An 18,432-nucleotide genomic window follows, 5' to 3' on the forward strand; every position below is an offset into this window, starting at 1 on the left:
TACTTATGTAAGCTCCTGGGGATTCACTCTCTTGCCGCCTTCCTGCAACTCGAATTATTTAGGGTATAAAAAAATAAAACCGCCGGAGGAGAAGTCCGGCGGTCAGGAATCAGAACATCATGGACATCCACGGATAACCAATCAGCAGCAGGGCCGCCAGGAAGATGGCACCGAAGATGGTGCCGAGGCGCCAGTAGTCTTTGGTTGGCAGGTAGCCGCTACCATAGTAAATCGGGCTTGGGCCAGTACCGTACGGGGTGATGATCCCCATCACGCCCAGCGAGGTCACCATCAGCAGAACAAACACTTCCATATTCATGCCCGGAATGGTGGAGGCGATGGTCAGCATCGCTGGCAGCAGCGCCGTGGTGTGCGCGGTGGTGCTGGCAAACAGGTAGTGCAGCAGGTAGAACGCCAGCAGCAGGACGATGGTCGCCACGCCCGGAGAGATACCGCTCATCAACAGACCGCCTTCTTTGCCTAACCAGCTGATAAAGCCGGTAGAGGAGAGACCGTCCGCCAGCGCAACCAGGGTCGCGAACCAGACGAAGGTGTTCCATGCGGCTTTGTTACCGGTGATATCGTTCCACTCCAGCACGCCGGTCCACAGCATCAGGCCCACAATGAGCAGGGCAGCCATAGCGGGTTCAATCCACGCGGCGGCGAAGATCCACATCAGCAGCGCGCAGCACACGAACACCAGCAGCAGGATTTCATTGCGGGACAGTTTGCCGAGTTTTTCCAGCTCACGGGTCGCCCACAGCGGCACTTCGTTGTTCACCTTCACTTCTGGTGGGTAGAACCAGTAGGCCAGCAGCGGCATGGCCAGAATCAGCAGGATACCCAGCGGCAGGAAGGCGAGGAACCAGGTGCCCCAGGAGATGTCGATACCAACCGTACTTTTCACCAGCGCCAGGGCCAGCAGGTTCGGTGCGAGGGCGGAGAGGAACATTGAACTGGTGATACAGGCCGCGGTGATCGCCACCCACATCAGGTAAGAACCAATCTTACGCGCGCTTGGGTCGTTCGGTTTAGAACCGTACAGCGGCGGCAGGTTAGCGATGATCGGGTAGATGGTCCCGCCGCTGCGCGCGGTGTTGGATGGGGTGAACGGTGCCAGCAGCAGGTCAGCAAACGTAATCGCGTAACCGAGCGTCAGGCTGCGACGGCCAAGGTATTTCACCAGAATCAGCGCCAGACGGCGGCCGAAGCGGGTTTTGTCATAGCCTGCGGCGAACATAAAGGCACCGAAAATCAGCCAGACGGTAGAGTTACCAAACCCGCTCACCGCCCACTTAAAGGAGGCGCCTGCCAGCTTGAATTTCGGGTCAGCCAGCTGCTCAGGGCTGAACAGCACCCACTGGCTGCACAGGGCAATGGCGACCACGCCGGTCAGACCGATCACCGCACCCGGCAGGGGTTCGAAGATCAAACCGACGATTACGCCGACGAAGATGGCGAAGTAGTGCCATGCGTAAGGAGGCAGTCCTTCCGGTACCGGAACAAACAGCAGCAGTACGGCGACGATGATGGGTAACGCCATCATCAGCAATCGTTTTGCGTTTCCATTTGATGCCTGGTTCGCCACAGGGGGCGTTACAGCAGTTTTTGTATTCATAGTTTCACGTCTTAAGTTGTCAAAAATTCGGCTGCACTGAAAAACAAAATCACTTTCTTAAGTTTCTTTGCTTTTTTTAGTTATTAAAGATGCTGTTTTGTATTTTCAGTAATAGCAATTTAACGCTTTTATTGAGGCGCTAAATTAAAAAATGATGATGTTTTTATATTGCGCTTTTGGATGCCATAACTATTGATCGGGATCAAAAAAACAGAATTGCAGCGTTATTTTTATGCTTTTATTAATAACCACTCAGGCGTATGTGGGTATTACGTATTTTATGAGTAAATTTTATCATTCTTGTAACATGTTTACCTTTTGTTATTTTTCATTGTATTGATTTTAAACGGTTTTTGTGTGTTATGGTGAAATGGTTTTACCATTAATCATTTAACGAATTTTAAATTATTGTGAATGACTGAATTACATTCGCTAACACCAATGTGTTATTTGTGTTATTGCAGGGATTAAATAGTTTTTTAACTAACGTAATAACTTTAGAAGCTAAAAAAATCATTATATTAATATCATGACATCGGCAAATAACGACGAACTAAAAAACCAATCCGATAACGAATTCTTAATTTTTAAAAGTTTGGAGTTTCTATTATGAGCACTAACGAACGCATTCTTAGCCCCTTCACATTACCGAATGGTACTGAACTGAAAAACCGTTTGTTAATGGCCCCTATGACCACCTGTACCGGCTATTACGACGGCACCGTTACCAGTGAACTGGTGGAGTACTATCGTGCCCGTTCCGGCAGTATCGGCACCATCATTGTGGAGTGCTGCTTCGTCGACGATCTCGGCCTCGCCTTCCCGGGCGCAATCGGTATTGATAATGACGAGAAAATTGCCGGGCTGGCGAAAATCGCAGAGGCCATTAAGTCCAAAGGCTCTAAGGCGCTGCTGCAGATCTACCACGGCGGCCGCATGGTTGACCCGAAACTGATTGGCGGCCGTACCCCGGTTGGCCCGAGCGCCGTAGCTGCGCCGCGTGAAGGTGCCGCAACGCCAGTAGCTCTGACCGCTGAAGAAGTTGAAGGCATGATCGGCAAGTTTGGTGAGGCCGTGCGCCGCGCCATCCAGGCCGGTTTCGACGGCGTGGAAATCCACGGGGCGAATACCTATCTGATTCAGCAGTTTTACTCACCGAATTCAAACCAGCGCGATGACGAGTGGGGCGGCAGCCGCGATAACCGCGCGAAGTTCCCGCTGGCGGTGCTGGATATCACCCATAAGATGGTGCGCCAGTACGCGGACGACGCGTTTATTATTGGCTACCGCTTCTCCCCTGAAGAGATGGAAATCCCGGGCATCCGCTTTGACGACACCATGTACCTGCTGGAAAAGCTGGCGGCACGCGGCGTGGACTACCTGCACTTCTCCGTCGGCGCGACCCTGCGTCCTTCCATTGTCGACACCCAGGATCCCACCCCGCTTATCGAAAAATACTGCGCGATGCGTTCTGAAACGCTGGCGCAGGTTCCGGTCATGGGCGTGGGCGGCGTGGTGAATGCTTCAGACGTGAATGAAGCGCTTGACCACGGTTACGACCTGATTGCCGTGGGCCGCGCCACCATCGCTTATCCGGACTGGACAGACCGTATCGCGGCTGGCGAAAGCCTTGAGCTGTTTATGGACAGCACCAAACGCGAGGCGTTGAGCATTCCTGAACCGCTGTGGCGCTTCTCGCTGGTAGAAGCGATGATCCGCGACATGAGCATGGGCGAATCCAAATTCAAACCGGGTACCTTTGCTGAGAAAGTGCAGGATGACGCTAACGAACTGGTGATTAACATCAGCCTGGAAACCGACCGCATTGCGGACATCGAGCTGGCCTCCGGCCCGAGTGAAGACGTTGAGTTCGTCACCAGCTTTGAAGAGATCCGTACCCGCATTCTGGACGCTAACACCCCGCACGTGGATGCCATCACCGGCGCAACCAGCCAGAGTGAAGCGGTGAAGAAAGCGGTCTCGAAAGCGATGCTGAAATCCAGCAAGGCGCTGGCAGCGGAAGAGGGCGTTGACCCGAACGAAACCCGCAGCGTGGACGTGGTCGTTGTCGGCAGCGGCGGCGCCGGTCTGGCGGCGGCGATTCAGGCTCACGACGAAGGCGCGAGCGTGCTGATTGTCGAGAAAATGCCGACCATCGGCGGGAACACCATTAAAGCCTCTGCCGGGATGAACGCCGCTGAAACCCGCTTCCAGCGCGTGAAGGGCATTCAGGACAGCAAAGAGCTGTTCTACCAGGAAAGCCTGAAAGGCGGCGGCAACAAGAACAACCCTGAACTGCTGCGCCGCTTCGTCGAGAACGCACCGCAGGCAATTGAGTGGCTGGCAACCCGCGGCATTATGCTGAACGACATCACCACCACCGGCGGGATGAGCATCGACCGTACTCACCGTCCAAAAGACGGTTCTGCGGTGGGCGGTTACCTGATTAGCGGCCTGGTGCGTAACGTGAACAAACGCAACATCGAGGTGATGCTGGATACTTCCGTCAGCGACATTCTCTTCGAAAACGGTGAAGTCACCGGCGTGCGCCTGACCACCGAAGAGAACGAAACCGTCACCGTGGCAACCAAAAGCGTGATTGTCGCTACCGGCGGCTTCAGCGCCAACAGCCAGATGGTTGTGAAATACCGTCCGGATCTGGAAGGGTTCGTCACCACCAACCACAAAGGGGCTACCGGCGGCGGCATCGCGCTGCTGGAGCGTATCGGGGCGGGCACTGTGGATATGGGCGAAATCCAAATTCACCCAACCGTCGAGCAGAAAACCTCGTACCTGATTTCCGAATCCATTCGCGGCGGCGGGGCGATTCTGGTCAATCAGAAAGGGGAGCGCTTCTACAACGAAATGTCGACCCGCGATAAAGTCTCGGCGTCAATCATCGCGCTGCCGGAGAAATACGCTTACATCGTCTTTGACGAGCACGTACGCGCCAAAAACAAAGCCGCGGATGAGTACATTGCCAAAGGCTTCGTGACCAGCGCCAGCTCGCCGAAAGCCCTGGCGGAAGCGCTCGGCATGGATTACCACGCTTTCCTCGCGACCCTGGAACGTTACAACGGTTTCGTTGAGAAACAGCACGATGACGATTTTGGTCGTACCACCGCGCTGCGTGCACCGATCAACGAAGGGCCGTTCTACGCCATTCAGATTGCGCCGGGCGTGCACCACACCATGGGCGGCGTGACCATCAACACCGAAACCTGCGTGCTGGACAGCAACCACAACGTGCTGCCAGGGGCGTTTGCGGCCGGTGAAGTGGTCGGCGGGATCCACGGCGGTAACCGTATCGGCGGTAACGCGGTGGCAGATATCATTATTTTTGGTACCCTTGCAGGACATCAGGCGGCTCTGCGTTCGAAAAAGAGGTAAGGCACCTGCTATGTAGGCCGGATGCGCGCAGCGCTATCCGGCATTTTCCCCGGCGGCGCGGTGCTTGCCGGGGCTACATCTGAGGACTCATACCATGCCTGATAGCCATCGCGTTTACAGCTACTCCGCCGTCCTGATGGGCTCACCCATCCTCCTGAAGCTCTTCTCCCATGACGAAGCCCTCGCGTCCCGCGTGTTTCGCCTGATCAAACAGTATGAAGACCTGCTTACCGTTAACCGCGCGCACTCGCAGGTGATGGATATCAACCATGCGGCCGGGCAGCATCCGGTCACCGTCAGCCGACCGGTGTTTGATCTGATCCGCTGTGCAAAAGCGGCAAGCCTGCTCAAGGACAGCGCCTTTAATCTGGCGATCGGTCCGCTGGTGAAGCGCTGGAAGATTGGTTTTCAGGGGGACAGCGTTCCGCCTGCCGATGAAATCGCGTCGCTGCTGGCGATGACCCGCCCAGAGGATGTTGTCCTTGATGAGGCCAGCAGCAGCGTGTTTCTGACCCGGGCGGGGATGGAGATCGATCTGGGGGCCATCGCCAAAGGCTATATCGCCGACAGGGTGCGTGATTACCTTCGTAAAGAGGGGGCTGAGCTGGGGCTGATCAACCTTGGCGGAAACATCCAGACGTTAGGCTCGCCGGAGGGGGGCTGGGGCGTGGGGCTGAAAAAACCGTTCGCCGGTGACGCGCTGATCGGCACGATGACCGTAGAGAACCTGTCCGTCGTGACGTCGGGAACGTACGAGCGCTACTTCGAACAAAACGGCAAGCGCTATCACCACATTCTCGATCCGCGCACCGGGTATCCGCTGGACAACGAACTGGACAGCGTGACGGTTATTTCGAAAGACTCCATCGACGGCGATATCTGGACCACGCTGATGTACGGCATGGGCGTGGAGAAGGGCTGTGCCGCCCTGCGCGCGCGCCCCGATATTGAAGCAATCTTTGTGACCAAAACAAAAGAAGTGGTGATCTCCTCGATGCACCACTTCCGCTTTACCCTACTGGATAACGACTACCGCGTTACTGACAGTATTGCTTGAGCAGGCCGGTTTGCTCCGGCTGGAGACGGTAGCGATACACCGGACGGCCGGTAGCGCCGTAATGAATGCTTGTGAACAGAATATTGATTTGCGCGAGCCAAATCAGGTACTTACGGCAGGACACGCGGGAAATATTGACGGCGTTTGCCAGGTCATCGGTAGAAAACTCCGTCTCCGGGTGAGCGTCAATCCACTGGCAAATCGTGCGCAGCGTTTGCGGCGTTAACCCCTTCGGCAGCTTTTTACTGTCGGCCAGTTCCGGCGCTCCGCCGTGGATCAGCCGGTCGACGTCGGCCTGCTCGTAATACTGGTGCGAACCCATCAGATTGTGCTTTGCCTTCCAGCCGTTCAGCGCCTCTTCAAAGCGGGGGAACTGGAACGGCTTGATCAGATAATCCACCACGCCGTAATGAATGGAGGTCTGGATCGTGGCGGCGTCGGCAGCGGAAGAGATCATAATCACATCGATTGGGCGACCGGATGCGCGAATAACGGGCAGCAGATCCAGACCGTTATCCTGCTGCATATAGACATCCAGCAGCACCAGATCGACAGGCTGTCCGGGGTTATTAATGATGGCCTCGGCCTGGTTTAGCGTGGAGGCGACGCCGCAGCAGCTAAAACCTTCAACACGGTTGACATACAGACGGTTGAGGTCGGCTACCATGGCGTCATCATCGACAATTAATACATTTATCACGCGATATTCCTCTCGCTATCCCAGGGGATGTGAACAAAAAATTGGGTAAATACGCCTGGCTCAGACTCGACGGTGATATCGCCGCCGAGGTTCTGGATTTGCTGGCGAGCAAGGAACAGCCCAACGCCGCGGTTTTCACCTTTTGTTGAGAAGCCCTTGGTAAAAATAGACTCCAGCTGAGCGGGATCAATGCCGGGGCCATCGTCGCTGACTTCACAGCTTAGCCAGCCATTCTGATAATGCAGCAGCAGGCCGATCTCACCTTCCTGCTGTCCTTCCATCGCGTCAAGCGCGTTTTCAATGAGGTTACCCAGCGCGGTGATCAGCACCGCGACCTGTTCTTCACTCGCGGTATCCGGTATCTGGCATTCATCTGCCAGCGTCAGGGTGACGCCCGCTTCTTTCGCCCGGTTGATTTTACCCAGCAGGAACCCGGCGATAACCGGGGATTTTACCTTGCTCTGTATCGTACCGATATCCGTCTGGTAATTTTGTGCCGTCTGAATGATGTACTCTTCCAGCTTGTCGTAGCGCTTCATGTGCAGCAGGCCCAGGATCACATGCAGTTTATTCATAAACTCGTGCGTATGGCTGCGCAGGGCGTCGACGTAGTTGACCATGCCATCAATACGCTGCATCAGCTGGCTGATTTCCGTTTTATCACGGAAGGTAGTGATGGCGCCGATCACCCGATCCTGACTTTTAACGGGCACCATATTGCACAGCAACAGACGCCCGTTACAGCTGATCTCCTGATCCTGGCGTGGGACGCCCGTCTTCGAGACTTCACGCAGGCTGGCCAGCAGGGGCGCGCTGGCGTTTTCGGTCTGCTTGCCGGAGGGGAGAAGCAATATTTCTCTGGCGGTCTGGTTGATCATCGTCACCCGTCCGTGAATATCGACGGCCAGCACCCCCTCCCGAAGCGACTGCAGCATCGCCTGACGCTGTTCGAACAGGGCGGAAATTTCGTAAGGTTCGAGTCCGAACAGGATGCGTTTCAGTACCCGCACCAGGCCCCAAATTGCCATGGAGCTCATAAAAATACTGAATAAAATGGTCCAGACGGCGTTTAGCCGCCCGCGGGCAATCTGCTCTTCAACCTTATTCAGGGAGATACCGACCACCACCACGCCGATCTGCTCGTGCTGGCCGTCGTAGACGGGCGTAAAAACGCGCAGCGCTTCGGCGAGCGCGCCCCGGTTAACCGATACGTTCTCTTTGCCTTCCAGCGCGGGGGTTAAATCATCGCCGATAAAATGCAGCCCCAGCAGCGCCTCGTTCGGGTGTGAATAGCGGATCCCGCGCATATCGGTGACTACGGTGAACAGCAGATCGTTTCGTTTTGTCACCGCCTGGGCGATGGGCTGAATAATATTCTCCTGCGGTGCCTGCATCAGGCCGCGCTGTATCTCGGGGCTGTCGGCGAGGGTGCGGGCAATGCCGAGCGCAGTGTCTTTAACATCATCGCGGGTCGCCCGGGTGATTTGTACGGAGTAGAGCGCAAAAACCACCAGCAGCACAGAGGCAATAATCGCGCACACCATCAACGTGACCAGCGTGTTCAGTTTCATGGGGCGCTTGCGCGTCGAAAGGAAAGGCTGCAAATCGCTCATCAACACTCCGCGATGATTAAGAAAGGGGTAATTATCGCCGATGACGCGCTTTTCTTAAAGCCGTGTAAAGGCGTGGATTTGGTCCTCTTTTCGTGACCCTCCTCGCAGGTCATCTATATAAAACACTTTATAGTGTGTGGGTACTCATAATAAGGAGGCTGTTTATGAGCATTATGCTTACCGGTTCGGTCAAGGAAAGACGGCACGCCAGCACGATGAATATTGATAGATTGTCCACGCTGGACATGCTGAAAGTCATTCACCAGGATGATGCACTCATTTCTGCTGCGATTACCCCCTGTTTACCTACTCTCGCCCGCGTGGTGGACAACGCCGCTGCGACGCTCAGCCACGGCGGTCGACTGGTCATCGTTGGCGCTGGGCCGTCAGGGCGCATTGCGCAACAGGTTGCCGATGATTATGCGCCGGGCAAAACCCCGGTGGTGGCCGTTACGGCACAAGAAGGTGAAGGGAGCTACGAGCGCGGCGTTGCCGATTTGCAGGCCATCAAGTTTGGTGAACACGATATGATGCTGGCCGTGACCGTCAGCGGAAAAACGCCGTGGGTCTGGGGGGCAATGCGCCATGCGTGGTCGCTGGGTTCACCGGTCGCCATTATCACCGGTGATGCGCAAAGTGAAGCTGCACAGCTGGCGAGCATGGTTATCGCTCCGGAGCTGGGGGCCGACGTCGTCGCAGGCTATCTCAACACCAAAGCGGGGATTGCGCAGAAAATGATCCTCTCGATGATCGCCACCGGGCTGGCCGTCCGAACCGGACGGGTTTACAGCAATCTGCGGGTGGATCTTGAGGCAGGCACAACCAAATGGGCTGAACGACAAATCGCGATTGTGATGGAAGCGGGGGGATGCAGCAGGACGGAGGCAAAAGCCGCGCTGGAGAGCTGTAACCATCACTGTAAGACGGCGGTATTAATGGTGCTGACAGGGCTGGATGCGTGGAAAGCCCATGAACTGCTGGCGCAGAATAACGGGTTTATCCGCGTGGCGCTGCAGGAAGCGCCGTAATATAAAGTGAAGATATAAAAAAGGCCGCAATTGCGGCCTTTGATATTTTTGGAGATTAGAACTGGTAGGTCATGCCTACGCCAACGATGTCATCGGTGGAAATACCATTGGCTTCGTAGAAGCTATCATCGTTGTCCAGCATGTTGATTTTGTAGTCAACATAGGTAGAGAAATTCTTGTTAAAGCTGTAGGTCATACCCAGGTCGATATAGTTAACCAGGTCCATGTCGCCATGTTGACCCTGAGGGTTGCTGGCGTTGCCTGGATAAGTCATGTCCTTGCCCCTGGAGTAAACCCATGCCAGGGATGGACGCAGGCCGAAGTCGAACTGGTACTGTGCTACCGCTTCGAAGTTCTGAGTCTGATCTGCAATACCATAATCACCGTATGGCGTCATGTTGCGGGTTTCAGCATACATCATCGCCAGGTAGACGTTATTGGCATCATATTTCGCACCAATGGTCCATGCTTCTGCTGTTTTACCGCTGGCAAAGCGCGCATTATTCACCCCCGCAGCTTCTTGTGCGTTAGTACGGTCAGAAGACGAGTACGCAGCACCCAGGCTCAGGCCGGAGAGATCGCCAGAGAAGTCATAAGAGGTAGACATGCCGAAGCCGTCGCCGTTCTGGAAGCGTACGTCTTTATGACCGTTTTTCGTGCCTTCCTGATCTTCTGTTGCATCCTGGCCTTCGTTCGCGCCCTGATACTGCAGCGCGAAATTCAGCCCCTCAACCAGGCCGAAGAAATCCTGGTTACGGTAAGTTGCCAGACCGTTCGCACGACCGTTCATAAAGTTATCGGTCCAGGTGTAAGAGTCACCGCCAAATACAGGCAGCATATCGGTCCAGGCTTCAACGTCGTACACGACGCCGTAATTACGGCCATAATCAAATGAACCGTATTCGCCATATTTCAGGCCAGCGTATGCCAGACGGTTAAAGGATTTGTCTCCCGCGCCTTCGGTATCGTTAGCGTAGGTTTTGTATTCCCACTGGCCGTAACCGATCAGGTCGTTAGCGATCTGGGTTTCGCCTTTGAAACCAATCTGCACATAGGTTTCGTCGCCGTCGTCACCAGGGTTGTCAGAGAAGGTATGACGCGCATCGACTTTGCCGTACAGGTCAACTTTGTTGCCGTTTTTGTTGTACATCTCAGCCGCATTTGCTGCGCCTGCCATTAATAACGCGGGTACCAGAATTGCCAGAACTTTTCTTTTCATTATATATTCCCTTAAAAGATAATTTATATGAATATATGTAATTACTCTCCGTAATTACAGGGTCGATACTATTCCAGAAGATGTCATTTAGTTTCAAAAATAAATGTAATTAAATTCGATGAAATATTGCTAAATATTTCTATTAATCTCTTTATTATTCAAGTGAATTAATTCATTGAATTTATATGGTGTAATTATTATTAAGTATTTCGAAATTCTATTTTTAAATTGTTTTAATTCAGCTATTTTATATTTCATTCTCATTGAAACAACAGGACATGACGATGGAACTTGCCCGGTGGCAGCACAGATTTGAGCGCTGGCTCGAGGAAAACCACAGCACCGACGATACCGCACATGATATTTCACATTTTCGACGGGTCTGGATGACGGCGCAAAAAATCATGGTTCACCACACGGTAGAGCCGCTGGTGATCCTGACCGCATGCTATTTTCACGATATTGTCAGCCTGCCGAAAAACCATCCCGAACGCAGCCGGTCATCACAGCTGGCAGCACGCAAGACGGGTGACATTCTGCGCCGCGACTTCCTGGACTTTCCGCCAGAGCATGTTGCCGCCGTTGCGCACGCGGTTGAGGCACACAGCTTCAGCGCCGGGATTGCGCCGCAGAGTATGGAAGCCAAAATTGTGCAGGATGCTGACCGGCTGGAAGCGTTAGGCGCTATCGGCCTGGCGCGCGTTTTTGCCATCTCGGGCGCGCTGGGCGTGCCGCTTTTTGACGCCGACGATCCCTTTGCCGATGCGCGTCCCCTCGACGACCGTGCGTTTGCCCTCGACCATTTTCAGACCAAGCTGCTGAGATTGCCTGATACAATGCAAACGGAAATGGGCCGCGAACTGGCACGTCACAATGCCGATTTCCTGATCCAGTATATGGCGAAACTCAGCGCCGAATTACACGGCGATTGCATCGGGCTGGATAGCCAGTTGTTGAACCGCTTCCGTCGCAGTTTGCGCAACTGAACTGTGGTAATCTGTTCCCAGTCTTTATTCTCCGGTTAAAAGAATGCAGGAAAATCGATCAGTGACAGAGCCCGCGCCCGCGCAGGCTGAGAAATCAACGGCAACGGTGCAGGCCTTACTGCGCCAGCTGTTGGATATCTATGATGCTAAAACGCTGGCCAGTCTGCTGGTGGCGCACGGCGAGAGCCACTGGAGCCCGGCGATCCTTAAACGTCTGCTGACCAGCGACCGCGCAGGGCGTCGCCTGAGTGAAGGCGAGTTTCGTTATCTGCAAAATCTGCTTCCGCGTCCTTCTGCCGCGCACCCGAACTATGCCTTCCGCTTTATCGATCTGTTTGCCGGTATCGGCGGCATTCGTCATGGTTTTGAAGCCATCGGTGGACAGTGCGTGTTTACCAGCGAGTGGAACAAGCACGCCGTGCGGACCTACAAGGCCAACTGGTACTGCGATCCGCACGAGCATCATTTCAACGCGGATATCCGCGATGTCACCCTGAGCCATAAAAGCGGCGTGAGCGATGAACAGGCCGCCGAACACATTCGTCAGACGATCCCGGCGCATGATGTGCTGCTGGCTGGCTTCCCGTGTCAGCCTTTCTCGCTGGCTGGCGTCTCCAAAAAGAATGCGCTTGGACGCGCCCACGGTTTCGCCTGCGATACCCAGGGAACGCTGTTTTTTGACGTGGCGCGCATCATTGACGCCCGTCGTCCGGCCATTTTTGTACTGGAAAACGTCAAAAACTTAAAAAGCCACGACGGAGGGAAAACCTTCCGCATTATCATGCAAACGCTGGATGAGCTGGGTTATGACGTGGCCGATTCACAGGACATGGGCGCGGACGATCCCAAAATCATTGATGGGAAACATTTCCTGCCCCAGCATCGCGAACGTATCGTGCTGGTGGGTTTCCGCCGCGATCTCAATCTCAAGGGGGATTTTACCCTGCGGGATATCCCGTCTTTGTATCCCGAGCGGCGTCCCACCGTGGCCGACCTGCTGGAACCCGTCGTTGACGCGAAATTTATCCTTACCCCGGTGTTGTGGAAATACCTCTACCGCTATGCCAAGAAACATCAGGCAAAGGGTAACGGCTTCGGTTTTGGGATGGTAAACCCGAACGATCCGCACAGCGTGACCCGCACGCTGTCTGCTCGCTACTACAAAGACGGCGCGGAAATCCTGATCGACAGAGGGTGGGACAAGGCGCTGGGTGAAAAAGATTTTGACGATCCGCACAATCAGCGTCACCGTCCGCGACGCTTAACGCCCCGCGAATGCGCCCGGCTGATGGGCTTTGAAACGCCGCAGGGTTATCGCTTCCGCATTCCGGTCTCGGATACCCAGGCGTACCGCCAGTTTGGTAATTCGGTGGTGGTTCCCGCGTTCGCCGCTGTGGCCAAACTGCTGGCCTCGCGCATCAGACAGGCGGTGGCGCTCCGTCAGGGTGAGGCCGTCAATGACGGATGTTCACGATAAGGCGACGCGCAGCAAAAACATGCGTGCCATCGGCACGCGTGACACCGCCATCGAAAAGCGACTGGCCGGGCTGCTGACGCAGGCGGGCTTTGACTTCCGCGTGCAGGATCCCGCGCTTGCGGGCCGGCCGGATTTCGTCATCGACGCCTGGCAGTGCATCATCTTTACCCACGGCTGTTTCTGGCACCATCATGACTGCTATCTGTTTAAAGTCCCGGCGACGCGCACCGATTTCTGGCTGGATAAGATTGGCAAGAACGTCGAGCGCGACAAGCGGGATCTGACCACGCTGCTGGCGCAGGGCTGGCGGGTGCTGATCGTCTGGGAGTGTGCGCTGAGAGGCAGATTAAAGCTGAACGATGCCGATCTGAGCGAACGGCTGGAAGAGTGGATCTGCGGCGGCGGCCAGACCGCGCAGATCGACACGCAGGGCATTCACCTGCTTACGGTTTCTCAACCTCGCAAGGGGTGACCACCGGTTTTGCCGGCAGCAAGTATTTGCCCAGCGTGACCAGCACGACGGCAAATACGATGATCCCAAGAGCAATCCATTCCACAGGTGAGAGCGTTTCTCCCCCCAGTCCCGTCCCGAGCAGCACGGCCACGACCGGGTTGACGTAGGCGTAGCTGGTGGCGACAGCCGGGGAGACGTTGCGGATCAGGAACATATAGGCATTAATGGCGATGATAGAGCCAAACAGCGCCAGATACCCTACCGCGAGAAAGCCCGACAGGTCCGGCAGCGCGGTCAGCGTTTCTCCCGTCAGCGCGGAGGCCAGCAGCAGGACAATCCCCGCGGCGAGCATCTCTATCGCGCCTGCCATCATGCCGGTCGGCAGTTCGATACGCGAACCGTAGACGGAACCAAACGCCCAGCTCATCGAGCCAATCAGGATAATCACCGCGCCCCACGGATTCCCGCTCAGGTTACCGCCACTGTTGAGCAGAACAATGCCGGCCAGGCCAATACCGATCCCCAGCCATTCCAGCTTGCGGGTGCGGATACCGAAAAGGCGGCTAAAGCAGAGGGTAAACAGCGGTACGGTGGCAACGACCACGGCGGCGATCCCGGACGGGACCTTCTGGTGCTCGGCAATCGTCACAAACCCGTTACCCACCGCCAGCAGCAGCAGGCCGATCAGGGCGGCGTTCAGCATCGGGCGCAGTGGGGGGAGCTTATGCCCGCGCAGCAGCAGGAAGGCCAGTAGCAGGATGCCCGCCGAGAGGAAGCGAATGCCCGCCATCATCAGCGGCGGCCAGCTTTCCACGCCGATGCGAATGACAAAGTAGGTTGAACCCCAGATGATGTACAGCGAAAAGAGTGCCCCGATGAGCGGTAGCAGTTGCCGGAAACGCATAATCCCTCACGACGAAATAAAAAGTTCGCTGATAGTAAACGCGAAAACTATCGCGCTGGCGAGCCCTTTAATTGTGTAGCGGATGTGAATTTTTTGTTGACGTCAGGTGCCTGTTTCCGGGTTGGCGCTTTTGCTCCATACTATTCACTTAATTACCAAAAAATGAAGGATTAAGATTTTGGCAGGAAGTAGCTTATTAACATTGCTGGATGATATTGCCACCTTACTGGATGACATTTCAGTGATGGGAAAACTGGCGGCGAAGAAAACCGCAGGCGTGCTGGGAGATGATTTATCGCTTAACGCCCAGCAGGTGAGTGGGGTGAGGGCAAACCGTGAACTGCCGGTGGTGTGGGGCGTAGCAAAAGGCTCCTTCCTGAATAAGGTGATTCTGGTGCCGCTGGCGCTGCTGATCAGCGCATTCATTCCCTGGGCCATCACGCCGTTACTGATGATTGGCGGGGCATTTCTCTGCTTCGAGGGCGTTGAGAAGGTTCTGCACTCCTTTAGCGCGCGCAAGCAGAGCGATACGCCGGAGGTGCGCCAGCAGCGTCTTGAAGCGCTGGCCGCGCAGGATCCGAAAACCTTCGAACGCGATAAGGTCAAAGGTGCCATTCGGACCGACTTTATCCTGTCCGCGGAGATTGTCGCCATTACGCTGGGCATCGTGTCCGACGCACCGCTCCTGAATCAGGTTCTTATCCTCTCCGGCATCGCCATTCTGGTCACCGTAGGCGTGTACGGCCTGGTGGGACTGATCGTGAAGCTGGATGATATCGGCTACTGGCTGGAAGAAAAGTCGAGCGCGGTAGCAAGAGGCATCGGCAAAAGCCTGCTGGTGCTGGCTCCGTGGCTGATGAAGAGTTTGTCGGTAGTGGGCACGCTGGCGATGTTCCTCGTGGGCGGCGGGATCGTGGTTCACGGCATTGCGCCGCTGCACCATGCTATCGAACATTTTTCCTCGACGCAGGGTGCCGTTGTCGCGGCGATTCTGCCCACGCTGCTGAATCTGGTGCTGGGCTTTATCATTGGCGCTATCGTGGTCGCGGCGGTCAAGCTGGTTGAAAAAATACGCGGCACGTCGCACTAATTGTTACCCGTTGTGGGATGCAAAAAGACCATTCCTCGTCTAAATTGAAACAGTTTCACCCTGATACAGGAGGCAGGTATGGTCTTTTTGGTCAGTGATGAAGTTAAGCCTAAGAAGGGCGGCCCACGTATGATTGTCACCGGGTATTCCAGCGGAATGGTGGAATGTCGGTGGCACGATGGCTATAGCATCAAGCGGGAAGCTTTTCGTGAAGATGAGCTTCAGCCGGGGGACGGGCAGCACCAGCGGGACAAGGCTTAATCACATAACGCCCGGCTTTGCCGGGCGTTTTTATCTCACGTACCGGGTGTAAGGCCGTCATCATGGAGTGTGTGTGCAGCGCGATACCTTTGTTGTAAGACAATCATTTTTGCAATGGCTGCATAAGCGTAGCAATCCGGGGTTGATTGTTAATCTCTGTTTTCTGGTCGTTTTGGTGTTTTCCACGCTTCTGACCTGGCGTGAGGTGGTGGTCCTCGAAGAGGCGTATATCTCCAGCCAGCGCAACCATCTGGATACGGTGGCCAGTTCGCTGGACAGGCAGTTACAGAACAGCGTGGACAGGATGCTGTTGTTCCGTCAGGGCATGCGTGATGCAATCCAGACGCCGCTGGCATTTGATGCATTACAGAACGCGGTGTCACGCTTTAACACCGTCCGCACGCTCCCCACCTGGCAGCTTGCCGTTGATAAAAAACGCACCCTTCCCATTAATGGCGTTTCGGACGCGTTCGTCGAAAAAACCACGCTTCTGAATCGTGACGCCGAGCGCATCAGCCACGAAATTTCTGCCGCGCTCGAAGTAGGGTATCTGCTCAGGCTGGCGTCATCGAGAGCGCAAACGGAAGCGCGCGTGATCTACGTGTCCCGCGCCGGATTTTTCGTTTCCACGGATACGCCGGACCAGGCGGGTGATATTACCTCCCGCTATTATCATCTGGTCACGCAGTCCTGGTTTACCCAGCAGTCGGAACGGAACAATCGCGCTCGCGCGGTGCGCTGGTTTATCTCTACCCCTTCATCCTGGACCAATGATGAACGTACGATCACCGCCAGCGTTCCCATCTATTTCGATCATTACTGGTATGGCGTCGTGGCGATGGATTTTACGTTGAGCACGATGCAGCGTCTGCTGGCCGATGCGACGGAAGATCGAACGGAGGGGGAGTATCAGCTGTACGATACCCGGCTCAATATGATTGCCACCTCAGCCCACGCGGAAAACGCGGTTAACCATTTTGACGAACGCGAAACGGCGCAGATTGCGCAGGCGATTGAGCACGCTACCGGCGGCGGGATCCGCCTCGGTAGCCGTTTCGTTAGCTGGGAGCGGCTCGATCACTTCGATGGCGTTGTCCTGCGGATCCACACCCTGCACGAAGGAGTGCAGGACGACTTCGGCAGTATCAGCATCGTTCTGGCGCTGCTGTGGGCGCTCTTTACCGCCATGCTGTTGATCTCATGGTTGGTGATCCGTCGGATGGTGAGTAACATGTACACGCTTCAGCACTCGCTCCAGTGGCAGGCCTGGCATGACCCGCTTACCCGGCTGAATAACCGCGGCGCGCTGTTCGATCGCGCAAAATTGCTGGCGGAAACCTGTCGCCAGCAGTCGCTGCCGTTCTCGGTGATTCAGATCGATCTCGACCATTTTAAGAACATCAACGACCGTTTCGGCCATCAGGCCGGTGATAAGGTGCTATCGCATACAGCAGGACTGATTGCCAGCGCGCTACGCAAAAATGATGTGGCAGGGCGTGTAGGCGGGGAAGAGTTTTGCGTTGTTCTGCCGGGGATCGGTCTGGAAGAGGCGAGAGGCGTCGCCGAGCGCATTCGCTGCCGGATCGACAGCAAGGAGATCCTGGTGAAGAAGAGCACGACTCTGCGCATCAGCGCATCGCTGGGGGTCAGCAGCGCGGATGAAGCGGGTAACTACGAGTTTGAACAGCTGCAGTCCGTGGCGGATGCCCGGCTGTATCAGGCCAAACAGTGCGGCCGTAATCGGGTCGTCTGGCGGGATTAGGACAGGAAGTGATCCAGTCCCTCCTGCCAGCCCGCGGGGCCGGGCTGCCGGGTGTGATAAACCCGCCCGGGGTTATCGTCCCGTAGCGTGATGCCCTGGCGGTTAATACCCTTGATGACCACCGCGAAGTCAACGCTGTCGAGCAACGGTGCATCATTAGGGCCGTCGCCGAGCCCCAGCGTGGTGGGTTCGATCTCTTCCTGCTCGCGGTACTGCGCAATCAGCCAGTTAACCGCCACGTCCTTACCGCAGCGGCCGTCCAGAATATGCCAGAAGCGCGCTCCCTGCAGGCATTTCAGACCGCTGTGCGCCAGCTGCTCTTCAAACTGAACCAGTTTCTCGTCGGTATCGCGCCAGATGAGCGTGACGGATGCTTCATGCTTGCGGGCAAGCGCCGAACGGTAGCGCGTCAGTCCGGTCCACTCGCTAATAACGCGATCGTCCACGTCGTCAAAGGTGGTGAACTTAAAGCCCGTCTGCAGGCGAATGTGTTCGACCCGCGGGCGAATATCCCGGTGCGTCATCCCCCTGATCTGGCGCTGAACCTTCTCCCAACGCACGTCAGGCTGAATTACCGCGCCGTTCTCGGCAATAAAAGGCAGGCCTTCCAGACCCAGATCCTGCTGGATATCCAGCATCTCTGCCGCGGTCTTGCTGCTGCAGAGAATGACCGGTATCTGATTATCCAGTAGCCTGTCCAGCCAGGGCATTGCGGGCTGCCACTCATAGGTATGAATATCCAGCAACGAGCCATCCAGGTCAGAAAAAATCAGCAAGGTATCCCGCAGTGAAGGCATAGTGACTCCCGTGATAGCTGCGCTTCGCTCTAAGAAAATTCCTAAAAAATAACCGAAGTGTTAACAGGAGAAATGG

At 55.6% G+C, this 18,432-nt stretch carries 15 protein-coding genes; 9 read left to right on the forward strand and 6 right to left on the reverse strand.

Features of this window, described 5'->3' with window-relative positions; all coding sequences use genetic code 11:
* Nucleotides 1-109: 109 nt before the first annotated feature.
* The gene (locus tag AC0TNG_RS07340; RefSeq protein WP_075201615.1) at nucleotides 110-1,618 is read right to left on the reverse strand and encodes an anion permease; all 1,509 of its coding nucleotides are present in this window, start codon (nucleotides 1,616-1,618) and stop codon (nucleotides 110-112) included.
* Nucleotides 1,619-2,227: 609 nt separating this feature from the next.
* Here AC0TNG_RS07340 and AC0TNG_RS07345 point away from each other — a divergent pair.
* Entirely contained in the window at nucleotides 2,228-5,008 is a 2,781-nt protein-coding gene (locus tag AC0TNG_RS07345) for a flavocytochrome c (protein WP_473713375.1), read from the forward strand.
* Between the two features lie 94 nt (nucleotides 5,009-5,102).
* Entirely contained in the window at nucleotides 5,103-6,065 is a 963-nt protein-coding gene (locus AC0TNG_RS07350) for an FAD:protein FMN transferase (protein WP_473713376.1), read from the forward strand.
* Here the strand turns inward: AC0TNG_RS07350 and dcuR are convergent.
* Both dcuR and AC0TNG_RS07360 read right to left on the reverse strand, forming a co-directional pair.
* The gene (dcuR, locus tag AC0TNG_RS07355) at nucleotides 6,046-6,765 is read right to left on the reverse strand and encodes a two-component system response regulator DcuR (protein WP_023336197.1); all 720 of its coding nucleotides are present in this window, start codon (nucleotides 6,763-6,765) and stop codon (nucleotides 6,046-6,048) included. The two genes, AC0TNG_RS07350 and dcuR, sit on opposite strands and share 20 nt — an antisense overlap.
* Nucleotides 6,762-8,378: a sensor histidine kinase gene (locus AC0TNG_RS07360; protein ID WP_090419701.1), complete on the reverse strand. Its 1,617-nt coding sequence runs from the start codon at nucleotides 8,376-8,378 to the stop codon at nucleotides 6,762-6,764. The genes dcuR and AC0TNG_RS07360 overlap by 4 nt, the downstream gene beginning before the upstream one ends.
* A 164-nt stretch (nucleotides 8,379-8,542) precedes the next feature.
* Between AC0TNG_RS07360 and AC0TNG_RS07365 the strand changes: the two genes are divergently transcribed.
* Nucleotides 8,543-9,406: an N-acetylmuramic acid 6-phosphate etherase gene (locus AC0TNG_RS07365; protein WP_208763038.1), complete on the forward strand. Its 864-nt coding sequence runs from the start codon at nucleotides 8,543-8,545 to the stop codon at nucleotides 9,404-9,406.
* Nucleotides 9,407-9,461: 55 nt separating this feature from the next.
* On the opposite strand, the gene ompC is transcribed toward AC0TNG_RS07365, so the two are convergent.
* Nucleotides 9,462-10,625, reverse strand: a complete 1,164-nt coding sequence (gene ompC, locus AC0TNG_RS07370) for a porin OmpC (RefSeq protein WP_024909742.1) — start codon at nucleotides 10,623-10,625, stop codon at nucleotides 9,462-9,464.
* Between the two features lie 284 nt (nucleotides 10,626-10,909).
* On the opposite strand from ompC, the gene AC0TNG_RS07375 reads away from it, so the two are divergent.
* The 3 genes from AC0TNG_RS07375 (at nucleotide 10,910) to AC0TNG_RS07385 (ending at nucleotide 13,560) form a co-directional block, all read left to right on the forward strand.
* The gene (locus AC0TNG_RS07375) at nucleotides 10,910-11,611 is read left to right on the forward strand and encodes a phosphohydrolase (RefSeq protein ID WP_267217010.1); all 702 of its coding nucleotides are present in this window, start codon (nucleotides 10,910-10,912) and stop codon (nucleotides 11,609-11,611) included.
* A gap of 61 nt (nucleotides 11,612-11,672) precedes the next feature.
* Nucleotides 11,673-13,088 carry a DNA cytosine methyltransferase gene (locus tag AC0TNG_RS07380; protein ID WP_024909740.1) on the forward strand — a complete coding sequence of 472 codons (1,416 nt, stop codon included), beginning with the start codon at nucleotides 11,673-11,675 and terminating at the stop codon, nucleotides 13,086-13,088.
* Nucleotides 13,069-13,560 carry a very short patch repair endonuclease gene (locus AC0TNG_RS07385; protein WP_048990623.1) on the forward strand — a complete coding sequence of 164 codons (492 nt, stop codon included), beginning with the start codon at nucleotides 13,069-13,071 and terminating at the stop codon, nucleotides 13,558-13,560. Before AC0TNG_RS07380 ends, AC0TNG_RS07385 begins: the two co-directional genes overlap by 20 nt.
* Here AC0TNG_RS07385 and yedA read toward each other — a convergent pair.
* Nucleotides 13,532-14,446 (reverse strand): drug/metabolite exporter YedA, encoded by a 915-nt coding sequence (gene yedA / locus AC0TNG_RS07390; RefSeq protein WP_157189394.1) that lies wholly within the window; start codon nucleotides 14,444-14,446, stop codon nucleotides 13,532-13,534. The two genes, AC0TNG_RS07385 and yedA, sit on opposite strands and share 29 nt — an antisense overlap.
* A 178-nt stretch (nucleotides 14,447-14,624) precedes the next feature.
* Here yedA and AC0TNG_RS07395 point away from each other — a divergent pair, with 178 nt between their 5' ends.
* From AC0TNG_RS07395 to dgcQ, 3 genes are all read left to right on the forward strand, one after another.
* The gene (locus tag AC0TNG_RS07395) at nucleotides 14,625-15,536 is read left to right on the forward strand and encodes a DUF808 domain-containing protein (RefSeq protein WP_032646386.1); all 912 of its coding nucleotides are present in this window, start codon (nucleotides 14,625-14,627) and stop codon (nucleotides 15,534-15,536) included.
* A 78-nt stretch (nucleotides 15,537-15,614) separates the two neighbouring features.
* A complete protein-coding gene (locus AC0TNG_RS07400) occupies nucleotides 15,615-15,797 on the forward strand; it encodes a YodC family protein (protein WP_023618677.1) in 183 nt (60 codons plus the stop codon).
* 73 nt (nucleotides 15,798-15,870) lie between these two features.
* The gene (gene dgcQ / locus AC0TNG_RS07405; protein ID WP_048990619.1) at nucleotides 15,871-17,559 is read left to right on the forward strand and encodes a cellulose biosynthesis regulator diguanylate cyclase DgcQ; all 1,689 of its coding nucleotides are present in this window, start codon (nucleotides 15,871-15,873) and stop codon (nucleotides 17,557-17,559) included.
* Here dgcQ and AC0TNG_RS07410 read toward each other — a convergent pair.
* The gene (locus tag AC0TNG_RS07410; protein WP_061714845.1) at nucleotides 17,556-18,356 is read right to left on the reverse strand and encodes a mannosyl-3-phosphoglycerate phosphatase-related protein; all 801 of its coding nucleotides are present in this window, start codon (nucleotides 18,354-18,356) and stop codon (nucleotides 17,556-17,558) included. The genes dgcQ and AC0TNG_RS07410 overlap by 4 nt on opposite strands.
* Between the last annotated feature and the right edge of the window lie 76 nt (nucleotides 18,357-18,432).

Source organism: Enterobacter sp. PL_is514 (genome assembly GCF_055816715.1).